General features: G+C 74.0%; 1 protein-coding gene. It reads left to right on the forward strand.

Annotated features, from left to right (window positions below; translation table 11 throughout):
* Positions 1–26: 26 nt before the first annotated feature.
* Positions 27–3,133, forward strand: a 3,107-nt coding sequence (gene addA / locus GBZ26_RS28440) for a double-strand break repair helicase AddA (protein ID WP_174441672.1), incomplete at its 3' end; no start/stop codon positions are given.

A 3,133-nucleotide genomic window follows, 5' to 3' on the forward strand; every position in this document is an offset into this window, starting at 1 on the left:
ACCGCCCCACACCCCACGACACGCCCATGACCGTCCTCGACTTCCCCGTCCGCGAGCTTCCGCTGGACCCCAACGTCGCGCAACGGCTCGCCCCCGATCCGCTGTCGTCGGTGTGGGTGGGCGCCTCCGCCGGGTCCGGCAAGACGAAGGTGCTGACCGACCGCGTGCTGCGGCTGATGCTGTCCGGCACCGCGCCGGCGCGCATCCTCTGCCTGACCTTCACCAAGGCGGCGGCGGCGGAGATGTCCATCCGCATCAACCGCACGCTGGGCATCTGGGCGACCCTGCCCGACGAGGGGCTGGAGGACCGGCTCGCCGACCTCTGCGGCGAGCGGCCGAGCGCCGAGACCCGCACCATCGCCCGGCGGCTGTTCGCGCAGGTGGTGGATTGCCCGGGCGGCATGAAGATCCAGACGATCCACGCCTTCTGCCAGTCGCTGCTGCGCCGCTTCCCGCTGGAGGCCGGACTCGCCCCACATTTCGAGGTGATGGACGAGCGCACCGCCGCCGGCCTGCTGACCGAGGCGCGGGACGAGGTGCTGCACGCCGGGCGTGCCGCCCCCGACAGCCCGCTCGGCAAGGCGATGGCCCGCCTGACCGCCGAGTTGAACGCCGAGGAATTCGCCGACATCCTGGCCGAGCTGGCCAGCGAGCGCGGGCGCATCCAGCGCCTGTTCGAGAGTTTCCACGGGCTGGACGGCGCGGTGGACGCGGTTCACGAGGCCCTGGACGTGCCGCCGGGCATCACCGAGGCGGCCATCCTGCGCGAGGCCTGTGCCGACCATGCCTTCGACGGGACGGGGCTGCGCGACGCCTGCCGCGCGCTGTCCACCGGCAGCAAGACCGACGAGGAGCGCGGAGTCGGCATCCAGAGCTGGCTCGACGCCGCGGACAGCCGGGTGCGCGCCTTCCAGATCTACGCCCGCCATTTCCTGACGGCGGAGGGCGGCGCGCGCAAGACCCTGATCACCAAGAAGCCGGCAACCGCCTTCCCCGCCGCCCTGACGGCGCTGGAGCGTGAGGCGGAACGGCTCGTTTCGCTGATGAAACGGGTTCGCTCGGCCGGAGTCGCCGCCTCCACCACCGCCCTGCTGACCCTGGCCGAGTCGCTTCTGAGCGCCTATGAGGCGAAGAAGAAGGCCAAGGCGCTGCTCGACTACGACGACCTGATCCTGTCGGCCAACGCCCTGCTGCGCGGCAAGGACGGCGTGCCCGCTGTGCCCTGGGTGCTGTTCAAGCTGGACGGCGGGCTGGACCACATCCTGATCGACGAGGCGCAGGACACCAACCCGGAGCAGTGGCAGGTTGTCGGCTCCATCGCCGAGGAGTTCTTCGCCGGCCTCAGCGCGCGGGACGGCGGCGAGACGACGCGCACCGTCTTCGCCGTAGGCGACGAGAAGCAGTCGATCTTCAGCTTCCAGCGCGCCGACCCCGCCGAATTCGCCCGCATGCGCCGCCATTTCCAGACCCGCGCCAAGGCGGCCGAGCGCGACTGGCACGCGGTGGCGCTGGACATGTCCTTCCGCTCCACCGCCACCGTGCTGCAAACGGTGGACGCGGTGTTCGGGCTGGATGGCGCCAAGGATGGTGTCGCGTCCGAAACGAGCCCGGTGATCCGCCACCGCGCCTTCCGCCGCGGCCATGCCGGTCTGGTCGAGCTGTGGCCCCCGGTGAAGCCGGCGGAGGCTGCCGATCCGCCCGCCTGGGCGCCGCCGGTGGAGCGCGAGGCCGCCGACTCGCCGTCGGCCCGGCTGGCCGCGGTCATCGCCGACACCATCCGCGACTGGACCCATCGCGGCGAGTCGCTCGAGTCGCGCGGCCGGCCGATCCAGCCTGGCGACGTCATGGTGCTGGTCCGCCGCCGCACCGCCTTCGTGACGGAACTGGTGCGCGCCCTGAAGGACCGCGCCGTTCCGGTGGCCGGCGTGGACCGCATGGTGCTGACCGAGCAGCTGGCGGTCATGGACCTGATGGCGCTGTGCGAGTTCCTGCTGCTGCCGGAAGACGACCTGACGCTGGCCACCGTCCTCAAGGGGCCGCTGATCGGCCTGACCGAGGACCAGCTCTTCGACCTCGCCCACGGGCGGCGCGGCACGCTGTGGCGGGCGCTGGTGGCCAAGGCGGAGGACGACCCGGCCTACCGCCCGGCCCGCCGCTATCTGGGCGCGCAGTTGGCCCGCACCGACTTCCTGGCGCCCTACGAGCTGTTCGCCGGGCTGCTGGCCGCCCCCTGCCCGGCCGATCCGGACGGCTCGGGCCGCCGCGCCCTCCTGAAGCGGCTCGGCCCCGACGCCCAGGACCCGCTGGACGAGTTCCTGGCCGTATGCCTGGCCTTCGAGAAGACCGAGCCGCCGTCCCTCCAGAACTTCCTGGCCTGGCTGGCGGCCAGCGAGGCGGAGATCAAGCGCGAGCTGGAGCAGGGCGGCGGACGCGTACGCATCATGACGGTGCACGGCTCCAAGGGGCTCCAGGCGCCCATCGTCTTCCTGCCCGACACGCTGGGCACGCCGACCCAGAGCCCGCCGATCCTCTGGCCGGACGAGGGCTGCGCCGTCCCTCTCTTCGCCGCCCGCCGCTCCCAGGAGGACGCGCTGTGCGCCGAGGCCCGCGCCCGCGCCAACCGCCGCCGCGACCAGGAGTACAGGCGCCTGCTGTACGTCGCCCTGACCCGCGCGGAAGATCGGCTGTACGTCTGCGGCTACCAGGGCAAGAAGGAGCCATCGGAGGCCTGCTGGTACAAGCTGGTCGAGGCCGCGATGGGCGAGATCGGCGTGCCGCACCCCTTCGACTTCTCCACCCTCTGCCCGGACGGCTGGAGCGGCGAGGGCTGGCGGCTGACCGACCCGCAGACCGCCGTTCCCAAGCCGGACGGCGCCGGGGCTGGCCGCGTGCTGACGGCGCAGGAGGCCCCGCCCTGGCCCGGCGCGGCCGCGCCGGGCCGTCCGGCGGGGCGGCCCCCCCCCAGGCCTGGCCCCCCCGCCCGGCCGGCACGGGGGCGGGCCAGGGGGCGGCGCGCGCCGCTCCCGCCGCCCCCAGCCCGGCCCCGCCCCACCCCTCCCCGCGCCCGCCGGCCGGCCCGTGCCTGGCCTGGTCGCACGGGCGGCGCACCCGCGCCTCCCCCCGGGCGGGCGCG

This window comes from Azospirillum formosense, assembly GCF_013340925.1.
Lineage (GTDB): Bacteria > Pseudomonadota > Alphaproteobacteria > Azospirillales > Azospirillaceae > Azospirillum > Azospirillum formosense.